The 22101-nt window shown below is 60.7% G+C and carries 18 protein-coding genes; 12 read left to right on the top strand and 6 right to left on the bottom strand.

Annotated elements, in window-relative coordinates:
* Positions 1-19 precede the first annotated feature (19 nt).
* The 4 genes from Q1B40_RS15025 to Q1B40_RS15040 are packed head-to-tail and all read left to right on the top strand — an operon-like array spanning position 20 to position 4329.
* On the top strand, positions 20-928 hold the full coding sequence (locus Q1B40_RS15025) for a 2-dehydro-3-deoxygalactonokinase (protein WP_299816150.1): 909 nt from the start codon (positions 20-22) through the stop codon (positions 926-928).
* Positions 925-1539 carry a 2-dehydro-3-deoxy-6-phosphogalactonate aldolase gene (locus Q1B40_RS15030; protein ID WP_299816152.1) on the top strand — a complete coding sequence of 205 codons (615 nt, stop codon included), beginning with the start codon at positions 925-927 and terminating at the stop codon, positions 1537-1539. Before Q1B40_RS15025 ends, Q1B40_RS15030 begins: the two co-directional genes overlap by 4 nt.
* A gap of 4 nt (positions 1540-1543) precedes the next feature.
* Positions 1544-2383, top strand: a complete 840-nt coding sequence (locus Q1B40_RS15035) for an SMP-30/gluconolactonase/LRE family protein (RefSeq protein ID WP_299816154.1) — start codon at positions 1544-1546, stop codon at positions 2381-2383.
* A gap of 44 nt (positions 2384-2427) precedes the next feature.
* A complete protein-coding gene (locus Q1B40_RS15040) occupies positions 2428-4329 on the top strand; it encodes a beta-galactosidase (RefSeq protein WP_299816156.1) in 1902 nt (633 codons plus the stop codon).
* A gap of 52 nt (positions 4330-4381) precedes the next feature.
* Here the strand turns inward: Q1B40_RS15040 and Q1B40_RS15045 are convergent, their stop codons facing one another.
* Entirely contained in the window at positions 4382-5050 is a 669-nt protein-coding gene (locus Q1B40_RS15045) for a DsbA family oxidoreductase (protein ID WP_299816158.1), read from the bottom strand.
* A gap of 223 nt (positions 5051-5273) precedes the next feature.
* Positions 5274-6272 (bottom strand): inositol 2-dehydrogenase, encoded by a 999-nt coding sequence (iolG, locus tag Q1B40_RS15050; RefSeq protein WP_299816160.1) that lies wholly within the window; start codon positions 6270-6272, stop codon positions 5274-5276.
* Positions 6273-6388: 116 nt separating this feature from the next.
* Between iolG and Q1B40_RS15055 the strand changes: the two genes are divergently transcribed.
* The 8 genes from Q1B40_RS15055 (at position 6389) to iolB (ending at position 16398) form a co-directional block, all read left to right on the top strand.
* The gene (locus Q1B40_RS15055) at positions 6389-7231 is read left to right on the top strand and encodes a MurR/RpiR family transcriptional regulator (protein WP_299816162.1); all 843 of its coding nucleotides are present in this window, start codon (positions 6389-6391) and stop codon (positions 7229-7231) included.
* Positions 7232-7574: 343 nt separating this feature from the next.
* Positions 7575-8501 (top strand): sugar ABC transporter substrate-binding protein, encoded by a 927-nt coding sequence (locus Q1B40_RS15060; RefSeq protein ID WP_299816164.1) that lies wholly within the window; start codon positions 7575-7577, stop codon positions 8499-8501.
* A 69-nt stretch (positions 8502-8570) separates the two neighbouring features.
* A complete protein-coding gene (locus tag Q1B40_RS15065; RefSeq protein ID WP_299816166.1) occupies positions 8571-9677 on the top strand; it encodes an ABC transporter permease in 1107 nt (368 codons plus the stop codon).
* A gap of 2 nt (positions 9678-9679) precedes the next feature.
* Positions 9680-10459 carry an ATP-binding cassette domain-containing protein gene (locus tag Q1B40_RS15070; protein ID WP_068406168.1) on the top strand — a complete coding sequence of 260 codons (780 nt, stop codon included), beginning with the start codon at positions 9680-9682 and terminating at the stop codon, positions 10457-10459.
* 139 nt (positions 10460-10598) lie between these two features.
* Positions 10599-12545: a 5-dehydro-2-deoxygluconokinase gene (iolC, locus tag Q1B40_RS15075; RefSeq protein ID WP_299816170.1), complete on the top strand. Its 1947-nt coding sequence runs from the start codon at positions 10599-10601 to the stop codon at positions 12543-12545.
* On the top strand, positions 12542-14383 hold the full coding sequence (iolD, locus tag Q1B40_RS15080; RefSeq protein WP_299816172.1) for a 3D-(3,5/4)-trihydroxycyclohexane-1,2-dione acylhydrolase (decyclizing): 1842 nt from the start codon (positions 12542-12544) through the stop codon (positions 14381-14383). The genes iolC and iolD overlap by 4 nt, the downstream gene beginning before the upstream one ends.
* 303 nt (positions 14384-14686) lie before the next feature.
* Positions 14687-15583 carry a myo-inosose-2 dehydratase gene (gene iolE / locus Q1B40_RS15085; protein WP_299816174.1) on the top strand — a complete coding sequence of 299 codons (897 nt, stop codon included), beginning with the start codon at positions 14687-14689 and terminating at the stop codon, positions 15581-15583.
* Positions 15580-16398, top strand: coding sequence for a 5-deoxy-glucuronate isomerase (gene iolB / locus Q1B40_RS15090; RefSeq protein ID WP_299816176.1), 819 nt, complete (start codon positions 15580-15582; stop codon positions 16396-16398). Before iolE ends, iolB begins: the two co-directional genes overlap by 4 nt.
* Positions 16399-16614: 216 nt before the next feature.
* Here iolB and Q1B40_RS15095 read toward each other — a convergent pair whose 3' ends face one another.
* From Q1B40_RS15095 to Q1B40_RS15110, 4 genes are all read right to left on the bottom strand, one after another.
* A complete protein-coding gene (locus Q1B40_RS15095; RefSeq protein ID WP_299816178.1) occupies positions 16615-19035 on the bottom strand; it encodes a methyl-accepting chemotaxis protein in 2421 nt (806 codons plus the stop codon).
* A 214-nt stretch (positions 19036-19249) separates the two neighbouring features.
* A complete protein-coding gene (locus Q1B40_RS15100; RefSeq protein WP_299816180.1) occupies positions 19250-20158 on the bottom strand; it encodes a sugar kinase in 909 nt (302 codons plus the stop codon).
* Positions 20159-20328: 170 nt separating this feature from the next.
* Entirely contained in the window at positions 20329-21150 is an 822-nt protein-coding gene (locus Q1B40_RS15105) for a carbohydrate ABC transporter permease (RefSeq protein ID WP_299816182.1), read from the bottom strand.
* Positions 21147-22034: a carbohydrate ABC transporter permease gene (locus Q1B40_RS15110; protein ID WP_299816184.1), complete on the bottom strand. Its 888-nt coding sequence runs from the start codon at positions 22032-22034 to the stop codon at positions 21147-21149. Before Q1B40_RS15110 ends, Q1B40_RS15105 begins: the two co-directional genes overlap by 4 nt.
* Positions 22035-22101 lie beyond the last annotated feature (67 nt).

Here is a 22101-nt window from a genome sequence, read left to right on the forward strand (position 1 = left end):
CCAGGAAAACCCAGGACCGATGACGGCAGACTGGATCGCGGTGGATTGGGGAACAACCAATCTGCGTATCTGGGCTATCGACGGTTCAGGGAAGACAATCGCCCACCGCAGCTCCGCGAAGGGCATGGGCAAACTCGCCCCGCATGAATTCGAACCCGCGCTTCTCGACCTGACGGAGGATCTTCTTGGCAAGGACCGCAGGACGGCGGTCATCGTCTGTGGCATGGCAGGCTCCCGTCAGGGCTGGGCCGAGGCGCCGTACAAGACGACGCCCTGCCCGCCGCCCTCTATCGGGGACGCCACGCTTGTCGCCACCCGGGATACCCGGATCGAGGTGCACATCCTGCCGGGCATCAAGCAGCTCGAGCCCGCCGATGTCATGCGCGGCGAAGAAACACAGATCGCCGGGTTTCTTGCCAGTGACACCGATTTCAAGGGCCTGCTGTGCCTGCCGGGAACGCACACGAAGTGGGTGTTTCTGGACGGCGGACGGATAACCTCTTTCAGAACCTTCATGACCGGCGAACTCTTCGCGCTGCTGTCCGGCCAGTCTGTCCTGCGCCACGGCCTCTCGCAGCAAGAGATGGACCTCGATGCCTTCACCAAGGCCGTCGGCGACATCGTGAAGAAACCGGCACAGTTCGCGGCGGAACTCTTCGGCATTCGGGCAGCGGGCCTGATCGCGGGCCTTGGTCCCGAGCAGGCCCTCGGGCGCCTGTCCGGGCTGCTCATCGGCGCGGAACTGGCCGCAGTGCATGAAGACATCGCAGACCTGCCGATCAAGATCCTTGGCAGCGACCGCCTGGCAAGAACCTACCGGACCGCCCTGGAGAGCCTCGGCCACGACGCCGAGCTGCTGGATGCGGACACCATCACCCTGCAAGGCCTCACCCTCGCCCATTCTTCCTGTTCAAAGGTATCCTCATGAGCCGCAACCTTATTGCGATCTTGCGCGGGCTGACCCCGGACGAAGCGCTGCCCGTTACCGAATGCCTGATCGATGCCGGCATCACCCGGATAGAAGTCCCGCTCAACTCCCCGGAACCGCTGAAAAGCATCGCCGCCATGGCCGACAAGTTTTCCGATGTAGCGGAAATCGGCGCTGGAACCGTGCTTGAGCCCGCACAGGTCCGTGACGTCAAGGCCGCCGGGGGAACGCTGATCGTTTCGCCGGATTGCAATCCGGAAGTGATCGCGACCACGAAAGCGGAAGGCATGGCCTCCTTTCCGGGCGTCATGACCCCGAGCGAATGTTTCACCGCCCTGCGTAGCGGAGCGGACGGCCTGAAGTTCTTTCCGGCATCGCTCATCGGCCCGGACGGTCTGAAGGCCATGCTTGCGGTCCTGCCGAAAGGAACCGCGACCTATGCGGTCGGTGGCGCCGGCCCCGATAATTTCGCCGACTGGATCACGGCCGGCGCCACCGGTTTCGGCATCGGTACCGCGCTTTTCAAGCCCGGCTTCACGGTTTCGGAAATAAGCGAGCGTGCGAAGAAGATCGTTGCCGCCTATGACACGGCGGTATCGGCCTGTGAGTGACCCCATGACCGAAGTATTCGATGACCGCCGATGCGAACTGGGCGAAGGCCCGCTCTGGCATCCGGAGCGCGGCCAGCTGTTCTGGTTCGATATTCTCAACAAGCGTCTGATGAGCAATGAGAACGGCACGCAGAAATCCTGGCAGTTCGACGAGTATGTCTCCGCCGCCGGCTGGGTCAGCAAGACGGAACTGCTGATCGCCAGCGCCAGCATGCTGTTCCTGTTCGATCTGGAAACCGCCACATCCCGCAAGCTCACCGATCTGGAGGCCGACAATCCGGTGACCCGGTCCAATGACGGCCGCGCCGACCCCAGGGGCGGGTTCTGGATCGGCACCATGGGCTTCAACGCGGAGCCGGGCGCCGGATCGATCTATCGCTTTTACAAGGGTGAGCTGCGCAAGCTGTTCGGCGACATCACCATCACCAACGCCATCAGCTTCTCTCCCGATGGCAGGACCGCTTATTTCGCCGATACGGACAAGCAGTTGCTTCAGCAGATCGCCCTGGACGAGGAAGGCTGGCCGGTGGGAGCACCGGCGCTGTTCAGGGATTTTTCCGAAGAAGGCCTTTTTCCCGATGGCGCGGTTGTCGACAGCGAAGGCTTTTTATGGAATGCCCAATGGGGCGCGGGGCGCGTTGCCCGCTACGCGCCGGATGGCGGTTTTGCCGGGGAAGTCTCCTTTCCTGCCGGCCAGACCACCTGCCCGGCCTTCGGCGGTCCCGACATGCAGACGCTGTTCGTGACCTCGGCGGCAATCGGCCTGTCCGGCGAATCTGAAGGCAAGACCTGGTCCAGCCCAACCGGTGTTCGCGGCCAGGCTGAACACCGCGTAATTCTCTAGAGCTTCCCGCGTTGAAATTTCCGCGGATCGATCAAGGTGATCAAATGAAACGTACTCTGGGCACCTGCTATTATCCCGAACATTGGCCGGAAGAAATCTGGGAGGCCGACGCGCGCCGCATGGCGGAAACCGGCCTTACCTGGGTCAGGATCGGTGAATTCGCCTGGTCGCGCCTCGAACCTTCCGAAGGCAAAACGGATTTCGACTGGCTCGACCGGGCCATCGAAACGCTTGGCCAGGCAGGACTGAAGGTCGTCCTCGGCACGCCGACGGCCACGCCGCCCCGCTGGGTGGTGGAAAAACATCCGGACATGATCGCCATCGACGCCGAGGGCAAACCGCGCGGTTTCGGCTCGCGCCGCCACTACTGCTTTTCCCATGAAGGCTTCCAGCGGGAAAGCGACCGCATCGTCGGACAGATCGCCGGGCGCTACGGCAGAAATCCTTATGTCGCCGCCTGGCAGACAGACAATGAATACGGCTGTCACGACACGGTGCTTTCCTATTCGGATGCCGCGCTGAAGGCTTTCCGCCTCTGGCTCGAAGCCCGTTACGGCAGCGTCGAGGCCCTGAACCGGGCGTGGGGCAACATCTTCTGGTCGATGGAATATGCCTCATTCGACGAGATCGGGCTGCCGAACCTGACCGTAACGGAACCCAACCCGTCGCACACGCTGGCCTTCCGGCGGTTTTTCTCCGATCAGGTCGTCAGCTTCAACAGGCGGCAGGTCGAGATCATTCGCACATTCTCCGACGCACCGATCAGCCACAATTACATGGGCCGGTTCACCGATTTCGACCACTTCAAGGTCGGCGACGATCTGGAGATCGCGACCTGGGACAGCTATCCGCTCGGCTTCCTGGAAGACCGTGTCGGCGCCGACGACGCCCATCAGCGAGCTTTTGCCCGACAAGGTGATCCGGACTTCCAGGCTTTCCATCACGATCTTTACCGCGCCGTCGGCAAGGGGCGCTGGTGGGTGATGGAACAGCAGCCCGGCCCGGTGAACTGGGCGCCGCACAATCCCGCACCTCTGCCGGGCATGATGCGGCTCTGGGCGTGGGAGGCCTATGCACATGGCGCCGAGGCGGTCAGTTATTTCCGCTGGCGTCAGGCGCCCTTCGCGCAGGAACAGATGCATGCGGGCATGCTGCGCCCGGACAACGCCGACGCCCCGGCCTTGCTGGAGGCCCGTCAGGTCGCCGATGAATTGCGGCAAGCCCCCGATGTGTCGGCGCCCCGGGCCCAGGTGGCGCTTGTTTTCGATTACGACGCGGACTTCGCCTGGACCACCCAGCCGCACGGCGCCGGTCTCAGCTATTTCCAGCTGGTCTTCGACACATACCGGGCGCTACGCAAACTCGGTCTGTCCGTCGACATCCTGCGCGGCGAGACACGCGACTTCTCCGGCTACAAGATCGTCGCGGCCCCCGGCCTCATCTACATGCCCCAGGATCTGAAGAAGATTCTGGCCGAGGCAGATGCAGAAGTTGTTTTGGGGCCGCGCACGGCGGCCCGCAATGCCGACATGGTGATCCCCGTGCCCCTTCCCCCGGACATGCCGGGACTGGATGTCACCGTCTCCCGCGTCGAAACCATGCGGCCCGACATGCCGATGCCGCTGAAGGGCGGCGGCTGTTTTTCCGGCTACCGTGAGGAGCTTGAAGGCGCCGCGGAGAGCGTTTTCGAACTGGAAGACGGCCAACCCGCCGTCATGCGCACCGACCACCTGACCTATGTCGGCGGATGGCTTGATGAAGTTGCCCTGAAGCGCCTCTATTCGGAACTCTGCCGGGAGGTCGGCATCGAGACGCTGGACCTCGAAGGCGGTGTGCGCTGCCGGGACACGGATGGCATTCGTATCTGGACCAACTACGGTGCTGAACCCGCGGACACACCTGCCGGCCGCATAGAGGCGGCCGGGGTGTTGCTGGAGAAGATCTGAGAACCGGAAACAGCCGCATCGCAAGAAGAAGCCGGTTTCAATCCCTCTCGGGTCAGGCCGCCTCGGTATCCACGAGCTGCTTGATGATTGCGGCGTAGTTTTCGGCTCCCTGCGCCCCGGAGATCATGTGGCGGCGTTCGAAGATGACGGCGGGCACGCCCTCTATCCCGTTCTGTCTCCAGAAACTTTCCTCTTCGCGCACCACCTCGGCAAATCGTCCGTCCTGAAGAACCTGAACGGCCTCTTCGCGGTCGAGGCCGACAGCTGCCGCCATGTCCGCCAGGGTTTCCGTGTCGCTGACATCCTTGCCGTCTTTGAAATAGGCTTCAAACAGCGCCATCTTCAACGGGTGTTCCTTGCCTTCCGGTCCGGCCCAGTGAAGCAGCTGATGGGCCTTGAAGGTGTTCACCATCTGCATGCCGTCGGTAAAGCGGAAATCAAACCCGAGGCCGGCGCCAAGTTCCGTCAGCCGCTCGCGCGTTTCCTGGGATTGCTCAGCGCTCACCCCGTATTTGCGCATGATATGCGCGCGCAGGTTCTCGCCCTCTTGCGGCATGTCCGGATTGAGCTCGAAAGGATGCCACTTGATCGCCGCAGGCACCCCGGTTTCTTCGATCGCCTGTTCCAGCTGCTTGAAACCGACAATGCACCAGGGACAGACAACGTCCGAAACGATGTCGATCTGGAGAATGTTCTCTAGGTTGTCCGCGTCTGTCGTCATGTCGTGTCCCTTCCGCAAGTCCTTACGGCGCCGGCGGCTGTTCGCCACGCTCCGGATCGATCTCGCTCTGTTGTTATCTGGCGCAGATATAGGGGACAATGCGCGGCACGGATAGATTGTGATTATTTCAGGAATACTCTATTCCACCCCGCCGCGGCCTCTGCCCGCGATGACATGAACGACCGCTTCGAAAAACAGCGTTTCGGTGGAAAGGCTATCCGCCTCAAATCTCGTCCATACCGACAGCGCGACGTTCGGCGACAGACTTGAGGGCAGCTTCCGCCAGAGCCAGTGCCTTCAAGCCGTCGTCACCGCTTGGAGACGGCTTTTTGCCGCTGACGATGGTGTCGACGAAGACGGCAATCTCCGCCGCGTAGGCTTCCAGGTAGCGGGTCATGAAGAAATCATGCAGCGGAGCACGGGTATAGCCGTCCCGCGTTGCCAGTTCGATCGACACCGGGCGGATGTTTTCCGCGGAGACCGCACCCAGGGAACCGTGTACCTCGATACGCTGGTCGTATCCGTAGGACGCGCGGCGCGAATTGGAAATGGAACACTGCTTGCCCGACCCGGTGGTCAGCACCACCATGGCACTGTCATAGTCGCCGAGCTTGCCGATTTCCGGATCGATCAGAACCGAGCCGGTTGCATAGACGGTCGTGACCTCTTCGCCCAGCAGAAACCGCGCCATGTCGAAATCATGGATGGTCATGTCCCTGAAAATGCCGCCGGATGTCTGGATGTAGGACGGCGGCGGCGCGCCCGGATCTCGCGACGTGATCTGCACCATCTCGACTTCGCCGATCCGGCCGGCGTCGATAGCATCGCGCACCGCCTTGAAATGCGGGTCGAACCGCCGGTTGAAACCGATCATCAGTGTCGCGCCAAGATCCTCGACTGTCTTCAGGCAGGATTTCACCCGGTCAAGCGACAGGTCGATGGGCTTTTCGCAGAACACCGCCTTGCCGGCACGGGCGAATTGCTCGATCAGATCGGCATGTGTCGTGGTCGGCGTGCAGATCACCACCGCATCGACATCTTCCGATGCCGCGATCTCGTCGATCGTCCGGACACTCGCGCCATACGCGGCGGCGAGACTTTCGGCAGCCTCCGGGAAAGCGTCCGCAACTGCGACGACCGCGGCGCCCTCTGAGGCGGAAACCGCCTTGGCGTGCACCTTGCCGATACGTCCGGCGCCTAGCAGCGCAACCTTGATAGCCATGTTTTCCTCCCGGGGCGTGAAGCAGCGCATCGACAGTGATCGCTGCTTGCCAAGCTAGAATAAAAATTCCAAAATCACTTTAAACGGAATGTGTCAAGCTGGAAAAGAAGAAACAGATGCCGGATACAGAATCGGACCCTTGTCCCCCGACTTCGCCGCCCGCAACCATCGATGCCTTTTTCGAGCGTTTGGGAAGCACGGCGGAGCACCTCCCCAAACGGCTGAAACAATTCGCCGACTTCATCGCCGCCAACCCGGACCGCGTCCCCGTCTCGACAGTGGCCGAACTCGCCGAAGGTGCCGATGTGCAACCCTCCGCGGTCATGCGGTTCTGCCAAGAGATGGGATTCTCCGGCTATTCCCAGATGCAGAAACTGTTCCGGTCCGATTATTCCCAGAAATGGCCCGATTATACTACCCGTCTGGCGAAACTTCGTGAACACGGTACGGAAACCCCCTCGGCGCTGCTGGCGGAATTCGTCGAAGTCGGCCGCTCTTCGCTGGAAAATCTGCTGACAACCGTGGATCCGGTGGCTCTGCAACAGGCAGTTGATGTTCTCGCCCGGGCCGAGACCATTCACATGATCGGCTTCCGGCGCGCCTTTCCCGTCACCTCCTATCTTGCCTATGCCTTCGAGAAAATGAACGTACCGGCGGTACTTCATTCCGGCATCGCCAACATCAACATGGAGCATCTGATCCGGCCGAACGACGCTGTGATCGCGGTAACCTTCGCGCCCTATTCGCAGATCACGGTAGACATGGCCACACAGGCCCGCCGCAACGGGGCGGACATCGTGGCGATCACCGACGTTGTCACAAGCCCTCTGGCCCGGCTGAAAGCCATTCAGCTCCTGGTCTCAGAACTGGATGTCGGCGCGTTCAGGGCTCTGTCCGCAACCCTGTCGCTCGCCATAGCCCTGGCCGTGTCCGTCGGTGCGCAGCGGAACCGAATTTGAATTTTTGAAAAAAATGTATTGCAAGAAAATAGAAATGGAATTTATATTCTAAAAAAATAAGACAACGGCGCTGTGCACGTGCCCCTCGCAAAAAAATGGATCGGGAGGAATGATGGCATTGAACGATGCTGTAGCGCGAGAGGGCGCCCACAGCCTGGTGACGCGCTTTCGATTCCAATCCGTTCACATCTGACAATGGCACCGGCCTCGAGGACATCGTGGATGCGCATCTTGCAGCTTCCGCGATCGAACTCGGGATACCGGGAGCAAGAAATTCGGTCGAAGGCCGAAGTCCACAGCCGTAATCATGCGGTGGTTTTCTTCACACTCGGGAGGAGTAGATATGAAAAACTTCATCAAGGGCGCACTGGTCGCAGGCGCTGTCGCAATGGCAATGCCGGCCATGGCGGCCGACATTATCGTCGTATCCCACGGTCAGGCCAATGACGCGTTCTGGTCAGTCGTCAAGAACGGCGTCGACAAGGCCGCGAAAGACACCGGCGCGAACGTCAGCTATCGCTCGCCGGAAACCTTCGACATGGTTGCGATGAGCCAGCTCATCGATGCCGCGGTCAACCAGGAACCGGCAGGTCTCGTCGTATCCATTCCGGATGCCGACGCCCTCAGCCCGTCCATCGAGCGCGCCGTGGCAGCCGGAATTCCGGTCATTTCCATGAACTCCGGTTCGGATGTCGCCGCCAAGCTCGGCGCCCTGCTGCATGTCGGCCAGGACGAATTCACCGCCGGCAAGGCAGCCGGGACCAAGCTGGCCGAAATGGGTGGTTCCAACGGCATCTGCGTCAACCAGGAAGTCGGCAACGTCTCGCTCGACCTGCGCTGCGCCGGTTTTGCCGAAGGTTTCGGCGGAACGGTTGAAGTGCTGCCGACTTCCAACGACCCGGCGGAAGTGGAAGCCAAGGTACGTGCCGCGCTGGATTCCAACCCGGACATCGACACCATCATGGGCCTCGGCGCCTCGACGGTGGGTGAGCCCGCAATCGCCGCCGTCGAAGCCCTCGGCCGCTCGGGCGAGGTCAATATCGCGACATTCGACCTGTCCGCCAACTTCCTGAAGGCCGTTGCCGACGGAAAAGCCGCTTTCGCAATCGATCAGCAGCAGTTCCTGCAAGGCTATCTCCCGGTCGTGTTCCTGGCGCTGAACGCCGAATACGGCCTGATCCCGGGCGGCGATGTTCCCTCCGGCCCGAACCTGATCACCAAGGACAAGGCTTCCCAGGTCATCGACCTGTCCTCGAAGGGCATCCGCTAACACGTCCAAAAGGGCGGCGGCCTCAGGGCCGCCGTTCCTTGGACCGTGCCATAATCAAGGGAGGGAACATTGAGCGAAGTAACCACATCCGTCGGGGATGAACGCCTGAAGGCAGAGTCCTTTGGCGCGAAACTCATGAAACGCCCCGAACTCGGCGCTATCGCCGGTGTCATTCTGGTCGTGCTGTTTTTTCTTGCCACCGCAGACAGCAGCATGTTCACGCTTTCCGGCGTGATGAACTTCATGACCCCCGCAGCTCAACTCGGCATTCTGGCAATCGGTGCGGCCATGCTGATGATCGGCGGTGAGTTCGATCTGTCCATCGGTTCCATGGTCGCCTTTGCGGGCCTGTTCTTCGCTGCTTGCGTCGTCAACTGGGGCTTGCCCCTCGTTCTGGCGATCCCCCTCACGTTCGTCTTTGCCGCCATGGTTGGTGGCGTCAACGGCACCATCGTGATCCGTTCGGGACTGCCCTCCTTCATCGTCACGCTGGCTTTCCTTTTCATCCTGCGCGGTCTCTCCCTCGTCGGCCTCAAACTGGCCACCGGCGGATCCACCCAGCTTCGCGGTGTCCGCGAGGCCGTGGAAGGCGACTGGCTTGCCCCGTTCTTTTCCGGCGAGGCCTTCGGCCCCCTGTTCGCCTGGCTTGCCGAGACCGGCCTGATCGAAACCTTCAAGAACGGAACCCCGAAGGTTCCCGGTATCCCTGTCGAGATCATCTGGTTCGTCCTCGTCGCGTTGCTGGCGACCTATGTCCTGCTACGCACCCCCGTCGGCAACTGGATCTTCGCGTCCGGCGGCGACAGGGTTGCGGCCTCCAATTCCGGCGTGCCGGTCAACAAGGTCAAGATCTCGCTGTTCATGCTGACCGCCTGCTGCGCTGCCATGGTTGCCATCATCACCGTGATGGATGCCGGCTCCACCGATGCGCGGCGCGGTTTTCAGAAGGAATTCGAGGCCATCATCGCCGCCGTGATCGGGGGCTGTCTCCTCACCGGCGGATATGGATCCGCCATTGGCGCATTTTTCGGATCGATCATCTTCGGCATGGTCGTCATCGGCCTGACCTACACCAACTTCGACCAGGACTGGTTCCAGGTTTTCCTTGGCGGCATGCTGCTGATCGCCGTCCTCTTCAACAACGCCATTCGCAAGCGTGTTACGGGAGAACGCTGATCATGTCAGAGCCAATCATCCATATGGACCAGATCGAAAAGCACTTCGGCAACATCATTGCCCTGGCCGGCGTGAGCTTCGATGTTTTTCCCGGAGAGTGCCATTGCCTCCTGGGCGACAACGGCGCGGGCAAATCCACTTTCATCAAGACCATGTCCGGCGTTCACAAACCGACAAGCGGCCAGATCTTTCTTGAAGGCAAACCAATGTCCTTCGACAGCCCCCGCGATGCGATGGAGGCTGGTGTCGCCACGGTCTATCAGGATCTGGCGATGATCCCTCTCATGTCGGTAACCCGGAACTTCTTCATGGGCCGGGAACCGACGAAGGGCTGGGGGATCTTCAAGCGTTTCGATACGACCAGGGCCAACGAGATCACCATGACGGAAATGGCCGGCATGGGCATCCGCTTGCGCTCGCCGGACCAGGCTGTCGGGACGCTTTCCGGCGGAGAGCGTCAGACGGTGGCCATTTCCCGTGCTGTTCATTTCGGCGCCAAGGTGCTGATTCTCGACGAGCCGACTTCCGCCCTTGGTGTCCGCCAGACATCCAATGTCCTGGCGACCATCGACAAGGTGCGCAAGAACGGCATCGGCATTGTCTTCATCACCCACAACGTGCGCCATGCCATGGCCGTCGGCGACAGGTTCACCGTCCTGAACCGCGGCAAGACCCACGGCACGGCAAAGCGGGGGGAAATCAAGGCCGAGGAATTGCAGGACCTGATGGCGGGTGGACAGGAACTGGCTCAGCTGGAAGGATCCCTGGGCGGAACGATCTGATCCGGCTGCCCGGTTGACCGGTTTTAAAACGCTGGAACATCTTGTCTGGCTGCGACCAATCACCGACAAGATGTTCCAGGTCACGGACCGGTATCATCCTCTTTCATGGGTCCATGACCTGAACTGACGGAACGAGCATGTGAAGAAACTTGATGTCATCACGATTGGCCGGTCCTCGGTCGATCTCTACGGAGCGCAGGTCGGCGGGCGGCTGGAGGACATGGCGTCCTTCAACAAGTATGTCGGCGGCTCGCCCACCAACATGGCCACCGGCACGGCACGGCTCGGCCTGAAGTCAGGCCTGATCACCCGTGTCGGCGATGAGCATATGGGCCGTTTCATCCGCGAGGAGCTGGAACGGCACGGCGTCGACACCAGCGGTGTCGTCACCGACAGGGAACGCCTGACCGCCCTGGTCCTGCTCGGCATCCGTGACCAGGAACAGTTCCCGCTCATCTTCTACCGCGAGAACTGTGCCGACATGGCCCTGTGCGAGGACGATATCGATCCGGCCTTCATCGCATCGGCCAAAGCGGTGGTCGCGACCGGCACACATCTGAGCCACCCGCAGACTGAAGCCGCCGTTCTGAAAGCCCTTACGCTTGCCCGCGAACACGGCGCACAAACCGCGCTCGATATCGACTACCGGCCCAACCTGTGGGGCCTTGCCGGCCATGGCGACGGCGAGAGCCGCTTCATTGCTTCCGAAAAGGTGACCGCGAAGCTGCAAGCCACGCTGCATCTCTTCGACCTCATCGTCGGTACGGAAGAGGAATTCCATATCGCCGGTGGCACCACGGATACAATCCAGGCACTGAAAAACGTCCGCAAGGTTTCCGGTGCGACCCTTGTGTGCAAACGCGGCCCCATGGGCGCTTCAGCCTTTACGGGCGACATCCCGGACAGTCTGGACGACGGCATATCCGGTCCCGGTTTCCCGATCGAGGTCTTCAACGTGCTCGGTGCAGGTGACGGCTTCATGTCGGGCCTGCTCAAGGGCTGGATCACCGGCGAGGACTGGGTGACAGCACTGACCTATGCCAACGCCTGCGGTGCCTTCGCCGTGTCGCGTCATGGCTGCACGCCCGCCTATCCGAGCTGGGAGGAGCTGCAGTTCTTCCTCAAGCGCGGCGTGAAGGACAAGGCGCTGCGCAAGGACCCGGCGCTGGAACAGATTCACTGGTCCACCAACCGGCACCGGACCCATGGCGGCGACTGGTCGACGATGCGGGTGTTCGCTTTCGATCACCGTATTCAGCTCGAACAGATGGCCGACGAGGCCGGCGTCACTCATGAGCATATCGGCGCCTTCAAGAAACTGTGCCTCGACGCGGCGCTCACCGTCGCGGACGGTCAACCCGGCTACGGCATTCTTTGCGACAGCCGTCTCGGCCGCGAGGCCCTGTATCAGGCCGCCGGAACCGGCCTCTGGATCGGACATCCCGTTGAGTGGCCGTCCTCCCGGCCGCTCACGCTGGAGCCGGAAATCGGTCCGGATTTCGGCGGCCTGGCCGAATGGCCCGCCGAACATGTGGTCAAGGTGTTGTGTTTCTACCATCCGGACGACACCGATGCGATGAAGGCCGAGCAGGAGGACCTCCTGCAACGGCTGTTCGCCGCCTGCCGCCGCAACCGCCTGGAACTGCTTCTGGAAGTTATTCCTTCCAAGGTCGGCGCCATCGACGACGACACCACGGCGGACATTATCCGGCGGATCTACGAGATCGGCATCTATCCCGACTGGTGGAAGCTGGAACCGCTGACGTCAAGAGAGGCCTGGGCAAAAGCTTGCGGTGCCATTATCGAGAATGATCCGCATACACGTGGAGTGGTCGTGCTCGGTCTGGATGCCCCGGAAGATCAACTGGCCGCAAGCTTCGCCGAAGCCGCGCAATTCCGTCTGGTCAAGGGGTTCGCGGTCGGCCGCACGATCTTCGCCGATGCCGCTCGCGGCTGGCTCGCCGGTCGCGTCTCGAATGAAGACGCGGTGGTCGACATGTCCACCCGCTACGAACGCCTGTGCCGCATATGGGACACCGCCCGCGCACAGGCGCGCCTCAACTCAGATGAAGGACAGAAGCAATGAGCAGCATCCGTCTGACAGCCGCTCAGGCCATGGTCCGCTTTCTCGCCGCGCAACTGACCGAGGATGGAGATCGCTTCATCGACGGTGTCTGGGCAATTTTCGGTCACGGCAACGTCGCCGGCATGGGCGAAGCTCTGGAACAGGCCGGCAATGCCCTGCCTACATGGCGCGGCCAGAATGAACAGACGATGGCCCATACGGCAATCGCTTTTGCCAAGGCCAGCAAACGCACCCGCGCCATGGCGGTCACATCCTCCATCGGGCCGGGAGCGACCAACATGGTCACTGCTGCGGCGCTTGCCCATGTGAACCGCCTGCCGGTGCTTCTCATCCCCGGCGATGTTTTCGCCAACCGCGCGCCCGACCCCGTGCTCCAGCAAGTCGAGGATTTTGCGGATGGCACCGTTTCCGCCAATGACTGCTTCCGCCCGGTCTCGCGCTACTTCGATAGGATCAGCCGGCCGGAACACCTGTTGACTGCCCTGCCCCGGGCTTTTCAGGTCATGACGGACCCGGCCAACTGCGGGCCCGTCACCCTCGCCTTCTGCCAGGACACCCAGACCGAGGCCTATGATTATCCCGAAAGCTTTTTCGAGCCGAAGGTCTGGCGGATCCGCCGCCCCGAACCGGACAGCCGTGACATTGCCGAGGTTGCCGAACTTGTCAGGGCTGCCCGAAACCCGGTGATCGTCTGCGGTGGTGGCGTCATCTATTCACAGGCTGAAGACACGCTCGCGGAGTTTGCCACCCGGCACGGCATCCCGGTGATCGAGACCCAGGCCGGCAAGTCGGCTCTCGCCCAGTCCCATCCGATGAATTTCGGTGCAGCGGGCGTGGACGGCGCCGAGAGCGCGAACAGGCTTGCTGAAAAAGCCGATCTGGTGATCGGCGTCGGCACACGCTTCCAGGATTTCACCACCGGGTCCTGGTCCCTGTTCAGACAACCCGGCCGCAAGCTGGTCTCCATCAACGTGCAGAGCTATGACGCCCTGAAGCACGGAGCGACCGGCATCGTGGGCGACGCGAAAGTCTCTCTTGAGAGGATCTCCGCGGCACTCGGCGCTCACAAGTCAGCTTCTTTCGATCCCGCTGCCCGTCTCGACTGGCTCGCCAGGGTCGACGCCCATTGCAGCGCACGAACCGATGTGCCGGAAGACTATCTGCCGCTCGATGCGGAGGTCATCGGTGCCGTGCAACGCACAGCCACCGAAAAAACCATCGCCATGTGTGCCGCCGGCACGATGCCGGGTGCCCTGAAGCTTCTCTGGCAATCGCCACAGGGCGGCTATCACATGGAATACGGTTACTCCTGCATGGGCTACGAAATCGCCGGTGCGATGGGTATCAGGCTTGCCTGCCCGGATCGCGACGTCGTCTGCTTCGTCGGCGACGGCTCCTACATGATGGCCAATTCCGAACTTGCCACCGCGGTCATGCGCCGGGTGCCGTTCACGGTGGTTCTGACCGACAACCGCGGTTATGGCTGCATCAACCGCCTGCAGATGGGCACCGGCGGCGAGCAGTTCAACAACCTCTATAAGGACTGCAACGTCGAGGCCCAGCCGGATATCGACTTCGTGGCGCATGCCGCCGCCATGGGAGCCCATGCGGTCAAGGCGAAGGATATAGCCGATCTTGAAACGCAAATCCTTGCAGCCCGCGGCAGATCGCTCCCGACGGTCATCGTCATCGATACCGACCCGATGCACGGCCCCGGGGAAAATGGCGGCGGTGCCTGGTGGGATGTCGCGGTGCCGGAAATCTCCTCCCGCGCCGAGGTCAACAAGGCGCGCGCAGGCTACGTCGATGCACTGAAACACCAGAACCTCGTGGATTGAGGAGGACGGACGACAGACAGGCCAGACACCGTCCGATCCCGGCGTCATCCCATGGCTTGAGCGTGGGATCCCTGCCGATTGCTCCTTCCCGTCGGATCATGCTTTTTGCAAGGTCACGGCACGGGTTGCCGGGTCAAACCCGGCAATGGCGGAGAACGGAAAGACCTCGAGCCAACCAGTTCAGCACTTAACCACTTCTTCCTCCTCATCCCGACGACGACCGACAGGTCATATCGAAGGATGAGGCCTGGGAAAGAATACAGACAACCCAGACGTTCCTTCGAACGTTACAGGACACGACCCATGATCCTTTACGGCACCAACCCGATTGCCTGGGCCAACGACGACGACCAGACGCTCGGCGCGCATATCCCGACAGAACAGATCCTGAAGGAAGCCTCCGATATCGGCTTCGACGGTATAGAGAACGGCCACCGCTGGCCGAACGATCCCGAAGAGCTGAAGCAGCTTCTGGGCAGCTACGACCTGAAATTCATTTCCGGATGGTATTCCCTGAACCTGCTGACGCACTCCGTCGAGGTAGAGAAGAAGGCGATTCAGCCGCATCTGGACAAGCTGAAGCACAATGGCTGTTCGGTCTGCATCGCCTGCGAAACCTCCAACACCATCCAGGGATCCGACGTCGACATCTCCGGGAGCCCGGTGTTGAGCGCCGAGGCGATGAAGGACTTCGGTGCCAAGGTCGAGGAACTCGCGGCCTTCTGCGCGCAGCAGGGCATCGATCTGGTTTATCATCACCACATGGGCACAGTCGTGGAAACCCCGGCGGAGATCGACGCTTTCATGGCGGCGACCGGCCCGGCAACCAAATTGCTGTTCGATGCGGGCCATTGTTATTTCGGCTCCGACGGTGGCAACCCGGCGCCTGTACTTGAAAGACATGCGGGCCGTGTCCGTCACTTCCACGCCAAGAACGTGCGTCCTTCCGTCATGAAGGACGTCCGCGACAGCGGAAAATCATTCATGGACGGCGTGCGCGCCGGTGTCTTCACGGTGCCCGGTGACGAAGACGGTGGCGTCGATTTCGAGCCGCTGCTTCAAATCCTCAAGGACACGGGCTATCAAGGCTGGATCGTCATCGAGGCCGAACAGGACCCGGAAGTGCGCAATCCCTTCCAGTATCAGAGCCTGGGACTGAAAACGCTGAAACAGATCGCAGGAAAGGTGAACCTGACATGAGCGAGTTGCTCCGCAAACCGGCCGGAACAAATGGCAAGGTTCACGATATCACCGTCGAAAGCGCCAGGGGACCGAAGTCGCCCGACTGGGGATACGTCGGTTTCGGCCTTTACCGGCTGAAGGCGGGCGAGATCGTCGGTGAGGACACCGGCGATCTGGAGATCATTCTGGTGATGGTCGAAGGCAAGGCGAAGATCTCGGCCGGCGGCGAGGACTTCGGCGAGCAGGGCGAGCGCATGAACGTGTTCGAAAAGCTGCCGCCGCACAGTGTCTACGTCCCGAATGGCACCAGTTGGTCGGCGACGGCCACCACCGACTGCACCATCGGCGTCTGCACCGCCCCGGGCAAGGGCGGCCACAAGGCGCGCGTCCTGCCGGTTCCCGAGCAGGTGGTCCGAGGAAAGGGCGCCAACACCCGCTACATCTTCCCGATTGCCATGGAAGAAACGGATGTTGCCGACAGTCTGCTGGTCACGGAAGTGTTCACGCCGTCGGGAAACTGGTCGTCCTATCCGCCCCACCGGCACGACGAGGACAATTATCCGGATATGACCTATCTGGAAGAAACCTATTATCACCGCCTCGATCCGGACCAGGGCTATGGTCATCAGCGGGTGTTCACCGAAGATGGCGCGCTCGATGAAACGGTGTCCGTCAGCAGCCACGACGTGGTGCTTGTCCCCAAGGGTCATCACCCCTGCGCAGTTCCTTACGGCTATGACATGTACTATCTCAATGTCATGGCCGGGCCCATGCGCAAGTGGCGCTTCCGGAACCACCCGGACCACGACTGGATCGCCCAACGCGATGCCTGACAAGGAAAAGGCGCATTGAGCGCCTTTCAAACTGCTGGCAAATCTTCGATTCGTCATCCCGGACGCAGCGCAGCGAAGATCCGGGATCGGTGAGCCGGGATTGTCTGTAGAACAGACTCATCCAAAAATAAGGACTTGCGGCTCTCCGATCCCGGCTCGCGCGACGCTTGGCCGGGATGACGGCGGGAAATCTATGACTTTTCCGTTTCCGTCTGATCAGGCAGCCATGAGAAGATGGTCTTCCGCCAGCTGTGCGCTGAACCGGATTCCGCATCCGCTCCCTGTCAGTCGCACGACAGCGCCGTGAAGGCTCGTCCCGTCGTACAGTCTGATCGTCAACTGCTCATCGATGTTCACGCCCGCCAGATTCTGGATCTGTGCACCCGTGGCACTGACATCGACCATACGGGCCTTGTGCGAACGGCCATCCGCTGTCTCGATGGTAACGTCCTCGGAGATGACATTTCGTTGCGCGCTGCGCCTGTCCTCAACGTCGAGGGTAACGCCCTCAAGGAACTTTTCAACTTCCTCCGCCAGGCTTGAGCTGGCTGAAGAAACCAGGTTCGAGGCATTGTTCACCAGGCCTGCTTCTTCCGAAGTCTGCTGAACCGCGCTGGAGACCGTCGTCAGGCTGTCAGCGGCAACACCCGTGCTGTCGCTTGCCGATTTCGCGGAGCGGGCAATCTCCTGGTTCGCGGACCGCTGTTCCTCGATCGCACCGGCGACGGAACTTGTCAGTTCCTTGATCTCCGAAACCTTGTTGGCGATATGATCGATGGACCCGGCCGCATCCTTCACCGAATTCTGAATTCCCGAAATACGGTCGGAAATCTCGTCGGTTGCCTTCGACGTCTGCTCGGCGAGCTGTTTGACCTCGGATGCCACCACGGCAAAGCCCTTGCCCGCATCTCCGGCCCGCGCCGCCTCGATCGTGGCGTTCAGTGCCAGAAGGTTGGTCTGTTCCGCGATATCGCGGATCAGGTTGACGACGCTGCCGATGTGTTCGGCGGCATCGGACAGGGTTTTCACGTCCTGATTGGTGGTTTCGGCAGCAACCACGGCTTCCGCCACAATCCGTGCGGTGGCCTCCGTCTGATTGGCAATCTCCTGAACGGTAGCTGTCATTTCCTCGGTCGCCGCAGCAACCGCGGAAACATTTTCTGAAGCGCTGCCGGCCGCCCCGCCCGCATGGTCCGACTCGGTCCTGGCTTTGCTGGCAATGTCCTCCAGCGTGGTCGCAGCCCGGCGCATCAGGGACATTTGATTGGAAACAGTCGACAGCCGCTCGGACATGACAGTCTTGAAATCGGCTATCAGGTTTTCCATGACGACCTGACGCTGGCGTTCCCTGTCCCGCTCCAACCTGGCACCGTCCTCAAGTTGCTTGCGCTGAATGGCGTTGTCCTTGAATACGGAAACGGCCTGGAACATCTCGCCGATTTCATCTGCCCGGGTTCCGCCCTCGACGTCCACCTTGGTATCCCCTGTCGCCAGGCGTTTCATGGCATCGACGACCTTGTTGATGGGACCTGTAATGGTTCTAGCCGCAAACATCCCGGCAATGGCCGCGATGCCAAGCAGTACGAGGCCGGTAATCAGCATGCGGTTCCTGATATCGACAACCGAGGCGAAAGCCTCCGCATAGGACTGCGAGGCAACCACGGCGAATGTCTTGCCGTGGTAGTCGAATTTAGCCGCTTCGACATCCAGCTTTTCGTCGCCGTTGAGCGTGTCGTATCCGAACGCCATTCCCTCGGCGAAAGCCTTGTCGATCACCGGGCTGTCGAGTTTCGTCACCAGAATATCGGACTGATCCGGATTCTTCCCCGAATTGTTCCGCATCAGGCGATCTTCGCCGATCAGAGCCAGTTCACCGGTTTCACCCAGGCCCCGTACATGCTGCATCAGTTCGTTGATCATATCGACCGGCATCTGGAAAGCCAGCACGCCATAGGTCTCGCCGCCGAGGCGTATCGGATGCGCGACGAAGCTTGCCGGAGCATCGAAGCTCGGGCCATAGGGTGCGAAATCCTCGAACGCCACCTCATCATGGGACGTGATCGACATCGCTTTGCGGTACACTTCTCCAAGGTCGGTGTCCGCCCACTTGCCACCGCCCTGGTTGAAGTTGGTGGCGTAGTCCAATTCCTTGAACACCGAGTAGACCAGGTTGCCCTCGGTATCGAACAGAAAGACATCATAGTAGCCCCGGTCCTGCTGGAGCTTGCGGAGCCAGGGATGGTAGCTGGCGTGGACATCATCATATGCCGAACCGCTGTCTCCGCGATCAAGCAGATGCTTCTCACCGGTCGGGTGCTGGTTGTCCGTGATATAGGCCGTCTGTAGCGTCGTCTCGGGATTGCCGCCGGAGGCTTTCATTTCTTTCCAGGCGGCTGCGAATTCCAGAACGGCTGTCTTGGTGCCGGGACTTTCGGCTGTCAGGACGAGTTCGCTTTCAATCGTGTTCAGATAGAACAGCATTTCCTCGACACTCGTCGTCGCGGCGGTCTTCAGCCGGTCGCGGGTCAGCTTTTCGACACCATCCACGGTAGTCAGGTAACTGGAAACACCGATTCCGATACCCACGACAGCGGCAGCACCGATCACAAGAGCCGGTATCTTCTTTGACAAGCGCATATTTGAAACCATCCGATACAGTTTGACGAAATGAAGCGGCAACCGCCAATTTCGTCAAAAACTAGAGATCAGAGGGAAACAAAAACTTAATTTGTACTTATAGATCAATTACTTAGTTATTTAAGACAAGGTTTTTCAGGCGCAACCCCTGATATATATAGCCAAGTATTACGATGGTCTGTGTCGGCGGCTGCGAACATCGGTGCGGTGCTGGTCACACCGATTCCAGACATTCCACCAGCGCGCCACGGTGCTGGATGACCCTGCCGGCAAGCCCGGCGCCCGCCGCGACCGCTGCTTCCAGATTCTCCGACTTGAGATATTCCGCAAGGAACGCGGCGTTGAAGCTGTCTCCGGCCGCCGTCGTGTCGACGATGGTGCTGACCGGCCTCGGCTGGAAGGCGCGCAGAGCACCTTGCCGGGCACAGAGAACTTCCTCAGGCCCGTTCTTCACGACGACCGCCCCCGCCCCCGCGGCAAGATACCGCTCCACGCTTGCCTTCGGATCGGCGTCCCCGAAATGAGTGAGCTCGTCCTCGAAGGACGGCATCACGAAATCGCAGACACCGGCGGCTTCGGTAACACAAGCCCGCATCGTCTCCGCATCTTCCCACAGCCGGGGCCTGAGATTGGGGTCGAAGGCGACTTGAGCCCCTTTCTTTCGCGCAGCACGCAGGGCTTCCAGAAAGGTCAGCCGGTCATCCGCGGGCAGGATCGCCAATGTGATCCCGCTGAAATAAATCAAACCTGCCTGCCCGAGCGAAGCCTCCAGGGCCTGCCGGTCCGCCGCCAGACAGCGGGCCGCGGACTGCGAGCGCCAGTAGGCGAAGCTTCGCTCTCCATCCTTCAGCTGGATCAGGTAAAGACCGAGGGTGCGGTCATCCAGCCTGCGGATGCCGCTGACGTCGATGTTCGCGGTCTGAAGGAATTCGAGCATCTCGCTCGACACCTGGTCCGTGCCGACTGCGGTGAAATAACCGACGTTCCAATCGTTGCCGAGATATTTGCGCGCGTACCACGCCGTGTTCAGGGTATCCCCTGCAAAACCCATCTTGTAGGTGCCGCTGCCGCTCGGGGCCATTTCAACCATACACTCACCAATGGCCAGGAACGTTCTTGACAAGGGGGCACTCCTTCACCGGAAAAACCGGAAAAATTTAAGGCGGACAATCCGCGGGAAAGCTCGATTTAAATCCATTAGCATAGGAAGCCGTCGAAGACATAGTACCCAAAAGTCAATCTCCTCGTTCAAAGCGGTTTGACGAGATCCTGAAAGTTACAGTTCGGTGGAAATCACTTGATTCCGGCGCGCATGAAGCTCTGGACGAACTGGCGCTGGAACAGCAGGAAAGCAATCAGCAGCGGGCCTGACGTCATCAGCGTGGCCGCATTGATGACCGACCACTCGACCCCGCTGTCGATCGCGGAAAACACGCTGAGCCCGACGGTGACCGGGCGGGTTTCGACGGAATTCGTGACGATCAGCGGCCACAGGAAGTTGTTCCAGTGGTGGCTGACCGACACAAGGCCATAGGCCAGATAGGTCGGCTTCGCGAGCGGGATATAGACCTTCCACAGGACCGTCAGGAAGGAAGCTCCTTCAATGCGTGCCGCCTCGTCCAGTTCCTTCGGGACGGTCATGAACGTCTGGCGAAGCAGGAAGATGCCGAAGCCCGAGGCGATGTAAGGCAGAGCGATGGCCGGAATGGTATCCACCAGGTTCAGCAGGCGCATGGTCTGATAGTTCTCCACCATCAGGATGTCCGGCATCACCAGTAGCTGCAGCAGCACGAGCGCGAACAGGATGTTGCGGCCGGGAAACTCGAAGCGGGCAAAGGCATAGGCCGCCAGGGTGCACAGGATGAATTGACCGGCCAGGATCATGGTCACGAGAATGAACGTGTTGAGGAAATACCGCGCAAAAGGCGCCGCGTCCCAAGCCTTGACGAAATTTTCCAGCGTCAGCGGCGCGAACAACTCGAACCGGGCTTCATAGGCGGCGGGATGAAAGGCGGTCCACACCGCGTAGAACAGCGGCAGAACCCAGATGAGCGCCAGGACCCAGGCGGCAAAGACGTTCAGGAACCTGTCCAGGTACGTCGCCAGCCCGCTCATTTGTAATGCACCTTGCGGTCGAAGAAGAAGAACTGGCTGATGGCAAGCAGGCTGAGGAGGATCAGCAGCGCCACGGTGAGCGTCGCGCCGTAGGCGGTCTCCCAGAAACGGAAGGCGACTTCATAGATATAGAACAGCAGCAGCGCCGAGGCGTTGTCAGGCCCGCCGTCCGTCAGAATGAAGATGTGATCGACAAGACGGAAGGAGTTGATCACCGCATTCACACACACGAACAACGTCGTCGGCATCAAGAGCGGAAAGGTGATCCTGCGGAAGATCGTCCAACGTCCCGCTCCCTCGATCTGAGCCGCCTCCTTCAAATTGACCGGGATCGACTGCAGCGCCGCCAGATAGAAGATCATGAAGAAACCGGCTTCCTTCCAGACAGTCACGACGATGATCGCGTTGAGCGCGGTGTCCGGGTTGCCGAGATAGTTGGTTGCCGGCCAGCCGAACAGGGTTCCGGTGATCTGGTCGAACAGGCCGAAACCGGGCGTATAGAAAAACAGCCAGATATTGGCGACCGCGATCAGCGGCAGGACCGTCGGTGTGAAATAGGCCATGCGCACAAAGCTGCGCCCGAGCAGCTTTTCATTGACCCACAGCGCCATGATGATCGCCAGCGCGACCGAGACAGGGATCGTCCCAAGGGCGAACCAGAGATTGTTCCACAGCACCTTCCAGAACACCGGGTCAGCGATCATGCGCTCGTAATTGTCGAGACCGATGAATTTTGCCTGCCGCCGGCCGCGCGGCGTGGAAAAGAAGCTGTTCAGGATCGTTGTGACCGCGGGGATATGGGTAAAGGCAAACAGAAACACCAGTGCCGGCAGCAGCAGCAGCCAGCCCGTGATCCATTCGCGCCTGAAGATCAAACCCCGCATTGCAGAAATATCCGAAGCCCTGTTGATTTTACCTTCGTTCCGGTCATTCCCGGACGATGTTTCAAAT

It is taken from the genome of uncultured Roseibium sp. (assembly GCF_947496995.1).
Taxonomy (GTDB): Bacteria; Pseudomonadota; Alphaproteobacteria; order Rhizobiales; family Stappiaceae; genus Roseibium.